Below are 6,029 nucleotides of genomic sequence, written 5' to 3' on the forward strand. Positions count from 1 at the left end.
TCCGCCACCCAAAGCTGATTGGGCCGCTCCGCCATGAACCGCCGGTTCACCAGGTCATCCGGCGTAGCAGCATCTTTATCGCTGCGCGTGGTTTTAACGCCTTTACCGCGGCGGATACCGACCAGTCGCATCAGGCGCTCTACCGTGCATCGCGCGACTTTGATGCCTTCGCGCCGAAGCTGGAGCCAGACTTTTTTCACGCCATAAAGCCGTTTATTTTCGTCGTAGACGCGTTCAATCTCCCGGCCAAGCTCTTCATCACGGCGCTGGCGGACGCTACGTAATTCCGGGTTCTGCTGTCGCTTTCGCTGCCAGTGATACCTATGCCTTTAAGCGCCGGCAGGCTTTGCCCCTGATGCATCACCACGCCATTGAGCGTGGATTGGATTGCCGCCACACCGGCGCAATCCATACTGATGCCCTCAAAGGCGGCATTCTGCCAGGCGTCTTTCACTAATTGCTGTAACAGGGATACCAAATTGGCGTGCTGATCCGCGGTCACATGATCCGCGGTCACATGATCCGCTTTGCTCGCGGCAAACATCAGCTTATCAATACAGGGGGAAAACAGGCGGCGATAGAGACTGCGCTTGCCGTAATGAAAGCTGCGCATTAGCTGCGTCAACGCCAGGCGCATGTCGTTGAAAGCGTCCGGGCCACGGTTAAGCGCCGCCAGGCAATCCACCAGCACGATTTGCCGGTCAAAGCCGCTAAAATGTTGTTTATAGAACCCTTTAACCACCTGTTGGCAATAGTAGCGATAGCGTTCGCGCAACATCCCGATGTTGCTGCGTTTGTCGGCCCGGGCCAACGGCCCTTCCGCCGTGTCGCCGAGTTGCGGCCAGGGAAAAAACTGCAACGCCGGCGCGCCGGCCATCTCGCCGGGGAGCACAAAACGGCCCGGCTGGATAAAATGCAGCCCGGCGGCTTTGGCGCGCAGCAGAGAGTCGGTATAGTCCTGGGCAATGGCCGCCAGAGCCCGCTCGTCGGCCGGCGCCAGCGGATCGAGGGCGGCGCAGCGCGAAAGCCAGGGCGCGGCCCAGGCTGCCCGTTCCCCCTGCAGCAAGGCCATCATTTGCCGCGACCAGGTGAAATAATCCTGCTCCAGCATGGGCAAATCCAGCAGCCATTCTCCGGGATAATCGACAATTTCCAGATACAGCGTACCGGTGTCTTTAATATGTCGCCACAACGCATCACGCGATCGATAGCGCAGCGCCAAACGCATTTCGCTCACGCCACGGGTCGGTACCGGCCAGGCCGGGGGCGAGCCGCTCAGCGCGGCGAGACCTTCATCATAGGTAAAGCGCGATAGTCCCAGATTGCGCTGCGGCACCCGCCGCACGCCCAGCAACCGCTCTTCGCGGGCGACGTTAAATAAGGGTAGTCGCGCGCCATGGTTAGCCATGAGCAATTGGTTTACCAGCGAGGTAATAAACGCGGTTTTACCGCTGCGGCTTAAGCCGGTCACCGCCAGCCGCAGATGCCGGTCCAGCCCGCGATTCACCAGCGCGTTGAGTTCGTTTTGCAGTCTTTTCATCGGCGGTTTACCTTTACTTTTCCCGGTCTCGTGACGCCACGGCGTGCGGCTATTGTAGCGGAAACGGTAACGACGTCCGCTTTTTTTGCCGACCTTAACTACGGGTCGCCGGCTATACGGAAAGGAATTAGCGTAGGGTAATAAGCCGGGCAGAGGTTACGGTTAACCGCGCCGCCGCAGGCGCGACAAGCACATCCTCCCCGGAAGGGGCAACCGCGCTACACACGCACAGCCGTTCACCAGCGGCGCTGGACGCCTGTACCGATGGCATCCCCAGGCGCAAACCTTCTGATGCGGGAACCGCGCCGCCGGTCAACGGCGGCGGGATGATTGGCGCGACGCGGCGCGACCGGAAACCATCAGCGTATCACGACGCCGGAGGGGATCATTGGCTGGGGTGGCGCGCGCGGACGCACCCGCTGTCACCCGGCGGGCCCAATAATCAGCCGCCAGGGTTAACAAGGGCTGCAACAGTAAGCCAAGCACCAGCCGCAGCGGACGGCGGGCGATGCGTGCCAGCAGCCGGGCACTCAAGATAGCGGGTACCCTGCTCAATAACGCCAGCAAAATAAAACGGACAACCGCGATCATAGCTGCCGGAACCGGTTACGCAGGTTAAACGCCGGCGAGGTGACATACCGTTCCACCCGACGCAACTGCCGTTCGCTATCGGCCAATAGCGCATCCGCACGATCCAACCGCTGGCCGGGGGCCAGCCCCTCGTGTTCCTCATAAGCTGACGGCGGCGCGGGCTCCAGCCAAAACGCCAGAATGCCGTAGGCCAGAAGCGTTAACATAAACAGGCCAAAAATCATCGACAGCACGACGATGACCCGCACCAACCGCGTCGGTACGTCGAAATAGTGTGCAATGCCGGCACAAACCCCGCGGATCATACCCTCATCAGGGCGGCGGTAGAGTTTTTTGCTTAAATCAATCGTCATCTTATTCTTGTCTCCAGTTGGGGTGTTCCGCGTCAAGAATATCTTCCAGCGCCTGAATCCGGGCCTGCATGCGCTCGGCGTCGCGGGTGAGCTGCGTCAGCCGCTGCGCATCTTGTTGACCCAGCCGGCTTCCCTGTTGACGACGGCTGTTGTAGTGCAGCCATAACCAGACAGGCGCGACGAACAAGATAAAAATAGTCAGCGGTATGGCTAGCACGACTAACAGGGCATCCATGATTTCTCCTTATGTGGTCTTGGCATTCCGCACGCCGCGGCGGCACCTGATATGATGTCCGCAACCCGGCGACGCGGCATTCAGTCGTGATGCAGCTTGTTTTTCAGCGCCGCCAATTGTTCAGTGATCTCATCATCGGCCTTCAGCTCGGCGAATTGCTGATCGAGGGATTTTTGTTTGCCGAAACCGACGCTTTCCGCTTCCGCTTCCATGTGATCGATTCGACGTTCAAATTGCTCAAAACGCGCCATGGCCTGGTCCAATTTACCGCTGTCAAGCTGGCGGCGAATATCGCGCGACGACGAGGCGGCCTGATGGCGGAGCGTAAGCGCCTGCTGGCGAGCGCGGGTTTCGGCCAGTTTGTTTTCCAACTCGCCAATTTCGCGCTTCATCCGCGTCAGCGTCTCTTCGATAACCGTCACGTCTTGACGCAGCGCAGCGGCAAGTTTCACCAGCCGTTGCTTTTCCATTAGCGCGGCACGGGCCAGATCTTCTTTATCCTTCGACAACGCCAGTTCCGCTTTGCTTTGCCACTCCGCCTGCTGGCTGTCGGCTTGTTCAATGCGGCGCAGCAGCTGTTTCTTTTCCGCCAGGGCCTGCGCAGACGTCGTCCTGACCTCCACCAGCGTATCTTCCATTTCCTGGATCATCAGACGAACCAGTTTTTGCGGATCTTCCGCCTTATCCAGCAATGCATTGATGTTGGCGTTAACGATGTCGGTAAAGCGGGAAAAAATGCCCATGGTTAATATCCTCTTGATGTTGCATAAAATTGTCTGGCTAATCACACCGTTTCACTAATGCATTTTTCGTGCCAACATTTACCAACATTACATCACCATGAAATATAATGATTTTTTAAATTTGACCTGCGCCAAGCTTCGGTTATAGTGGTGATAACCACCAACTGTTGGCGAAATTAACCATGTCCGATTCCCCGCACGACCCGCTGCTCGGTCAGTCGAATGATTTTCTGGAAGTGCTGGAGCAAGTGTCGCGCCTCGCCCGGCTGCAAAAACCCGTGTTGGTGATTGGCGAACGCGGCACCGGCAAAGAGCTTATTGCCCGGCGGCTGCATTATCTTTCGCCGCGCTGGCAAGGGCCTTTTATCTCGCTCAACTGCGCCGCGCTCAACGAAAATCTGCTTGATTCCGAGCTTTTCGGCCATGAAGCCGGGGCGTTTACCGGCGCGCAAAAAAGGCATCAGGGTCGGTTTGAGCGCGCCGACGGCGGCACTCTGTTTCTGGATGAGTTGGCAAACGCGCCGATGATGGTCCAGGAAAAGCTGTTGCGCGTCATCGAATATGGCGAGCTGGAACGCGTCGGGGGCAGTCAGGCGCTGCAAGTGGACGTCCGGCTGGTCTGTGCCACCAATGCCGACCTGCCGGCGCTGGCCCTGGCCGGCGATTTCCGGGCCGACTTGCTCGACAGGTTGGCGTTCGATGTGGTGGCCCTGCCGCCGCTGCGGGCGCGCCCGGACGACATTATGGTGATGGCCGAACATTTTGCTATCCAGATGTGTCGCGAGCTGGGACAGCCCTTATTTCCGGGCTTCAGCGCGGAAGCGCGCCGCAGTCTGCTCGACTACGGCTGGCCGGGCAACGTGCGCGAGCTGAAAAATGTCGTGGAGCGTTCACTTTATCGCCATAACAACAGCGAGCGTCCTCTGAGCCAAATTATTATTAACCCTTTAACAGCGGTGCGCCTGACCCCCATCGCCTCCCCCGACACTACCGCGCCTTCTCTGCCGCTGGATTTACGCGCCTGGCTGCAGCAGCAGGAAAAACAGTGGCTGGAGCAGGCGCTGGCCCGCACCCACTATCAACAACGTCAGGCCGCCGAACTGCTAGCCCTGAGTTATCATCAATTGCGTGGCATGATGAAAAAACACGGTATCAAAGCACGTCCCTGAGCTATCGCCATCTCGTTAAAAACTGCGGCATGCTGTGCAATGTCAGCGGTTGGGTCACGCCATTTTGTTAACGCCTTATTTAACCGTTCGCTATTGCACCGCGCCGTCGCGCTCCCTAAAATCCGCCAAACTAAATTGGTTTTAATACCTATCGCGGCGCTTCTGCCGCTGGCGCCGCGTGCAGGATCACCGACGTTTGATAACACCTTTCATTACCGACCTCGGCAGCGCCCGCCGCCGCCGCGACGATCATCGTTTTTAAACCAGGGAGTGGTTAATTATGCCCGCATCGCTTCAACATCACCGTAAAACTACCGGTTTATTTCAGCATCAACAAAGGCGCACCGAGCCGCCATTACAGGAAGTCTTACTTCATCTGGCGCAGCAACCCGGTGATGCTGATAAATACCGGCGGGCTATCGGTTATTTGGGCCTTATTAGCATTATTACCCATATCGGTGCCGTCGCTGCGCAGCCTGAGCGGCCATCGGCGTATACCGGCGGGCAGGCCTTGGCGCGTCAGCCGACGGCGGATGAGGGAGCCCATGGCAATGCCACTGTCGATACCGCCGGTCCTGGCGTTTGGGCGCAGCGTCGCATGACCGGCACGCGCGGTTTAACGGGCAATGGCTTGTCAGCCCCCCTGGTTGCCAAAGAGGCGTCGCGTTATGAAACAACCCCATCCCATCGATACGATCCACCGTCAGCCCGGCTCTGGAGCAGATTGCCCCCCAAACGCAGCAACACGCAGCGCGTCACAATCGTCACAAGCGTCAACAGAATGCCTACCACCGGTTGCGACATGCCGCGCACCGGGCGCGCAAACAGAAGACAAAGCCTGCGGCGCCTGTGGCCCGCAATAGTGTTTTAGCGCCGGCGGAGGTCTCTGGCGCGGTCATCATGCACTCATCTGCTGGGCAAGCGCCCTCTGCCTCTGCCGTGCCAATGCCCGCTAATTCCCTTATGGCGCCGACCCTGACCCCTGCGGCCAATCTCATGGCCCTCCCCGGCGCCCATCAGCAAAACTTGCGCAGCCGGCGGCACGCCGCCTACCGGCCTGGTGGAGCCTGGGACCAGCCTGTGCCTCTTCCCCCGGACTTGCCTCGCTGCCGTGATCTTGACGGTCCTCCCAGCCGTGTGCCTGACGCTCTAAAACCGCTCTACTTCTTGGACGACACGGATCCTGACTTGCCTCCCTGCCCTGATCTTGACGGTCCGCACAGCCGTCATCCCGATACGGAGAAATTTCATTTCGCTACCTCAGGCAAAACTGAATCACCCCGGATAAATTAGAGTCTATACTTTAAAAGTGGAGGTCTCTATGACAACGACCAAACGTTACTCTCCGGAAGTCCGTGAACGGGCAGTTAATCTAGTGCTGGAAACTCAGCATGAGCA

The 6,029-nt window shown here is 58.5% G+C and carries 6 protein-coding genes and 2 pseudogenes; 1 reads left to right on the forward strand and 7 read right to left on the reverse strand.

What is annotated here, in order from left to right; all coding sequences use genetic code 11:
- From CINSTRO3249_RS11555 to pspA, 6 genes and pseudogenes are all read right to left on the reverse strand, one after another.
- Positions 1-302: pseudogene (locus CINSTRO3249_RS11555) on the reverse strand (IS3 family transposase); the annotation flags it as partial.
- Between the two features lie 23 nt (positions 303-325).
- A pseudogene (locus CINSTRO3249_RS11560) lies at positions 326-1,540 on the reverse strand (YcjX family protein); the annotation flags it as partial.
- 312 nt (positions 1,541-1,852) lie between these two features.
- Entirely contained in the window at positions 1,853-2,131 is a 279-nt protein-coding gene (locus tag CINSTRO3249_RS11565) for a hypothetical protein (protein ID WP_074013389.1), read from the reverse strand.
- A complete protein-coding gene (pspC, locus tag CINSTRO3249_RS11570; protein ID WP_074013390.1) occupies positions 2,128-2,484 on the reverse strand; it encodes an envelope stress response membrane protein PspC in 357 nt (118 codons plus the stop codon). The genes CINSTRO3249_RS11565 and pspC overlap by 4 nt, the downstream gene beginning before the upstream one ends.
- Position 2,485: 1 nt before the next feature.
- Positions 2,486-2,719, reverse strand: a complete 234-nt coding sequence (pspB, locus tag CINSTRO3249_RS11575) for an envelope stress response membrane protein PspB (protein ID WP_074013391.1) — start codon at positions 2,717-2,719, stop codon at positions 2,486-2,488.
- Positions 2,720-2,799: 80 nt separating this feature from the next.
- Positions 2,800-3,462 carry a phage shock protein PspA gene (gene pspA, locus CINSTRO3249_RS11580; RefSeq protein WP_074013392.1) on the reverse strand — a complete coding sequence of 221 codons (663 nt, stop codon included), beginning with the start codon at positions 3,460-3,462 and terminating at the stop codon, positions 2,800-2,802.
- A gap of 182 nt (positions 3,463-3,644) precedes the next feature.
- Between pspA and pspF the strand changes: the two genes are divergently transcribed.
- The gene (pspF, locus tag CINSTRO3249_RS11585; RefSeq protein ID WP_074013393.1) at positions 3,645-4,631 is read left to right on the forward strand and encodes a phage shock protein operon transcriptional activator; all 987 of its coding nucleotides are present in this window, start codon (positions 3,645-3,647) and stop codon (positions 4,629-4,631) included.
- Between the two features lie 367 nt (positions 4,632-4,998).
- Here pspF and CINSTRO3249_RS11590 read toward each other — a convergent pair whose 3' ends face one another.
- Positions 4,999-5,178 (reverse strand): hypothetical protein, encoded by a 180-nt coding sequence (locus tag CINSTRO3249_RS11590; protein WP_074013394.1) that lies wholly within the window; start codon positions 5,176-5,178, stop codon positions 4,999-5,001.
- Positions 5,179-6,029 lie beyond the last annotated feature (851 nt).

Source organism: Candidatus Sodalis sp. SoCistrobi (assembly GCF_900143145.1).
Classification (GTDB): Bacteria; Pseudomonadota; Gammaproteobacteria; order Enterobacterales; family Enterobacteriaceae; genus SoCistrobi.

Excerpts from the sequence above, each read along its gene's own strand:
- pspF (WP_074013393.1), top strand. The coding sequence starts at position 3,645 with ATGTCCGATTCCCCGCACGACCCGCTGCTCGGTCAGTCGAATGATTTT.
- pspB (WP_074013391.1), bottom strand. The coding sequence starts at position 2,719 with ATGGATGCCCTGTTAGTCGTGCTAGCCATACCGCTGACTATTTTTATC.
- CINSTRO3249_RS11590 (WP_074013394.1), bottom strand. The coding sequence starts at position 5,178 with ATGGGCTCCCTCATCCGCCGTCGGCTGACGCGCCAAGGCCTGCCCGCC.
- CINSTRO3249_RS11565 (WP_074013389.1), bottom strand. The coding sequence starts at position 2,131 with ATGATCGCGGTTGTCCGTTTTATTTTGCTGGCGTTATTGAGCAGGGTA.
- pspC (WP_074013390.1), bottom strand. The coding sequence starts at position 2,484 with ATGACGATTGATTTAAGCAAAAAACTCTACCGCCGCCCTGATGAGGGT.
- pspA (WP_074013392.1), bottom strand. The coding sequence starts at position 3,462 with ATGGGCATTTTTTCCCGCTTTACCGACATCGTTAACGCCAACATCAAT.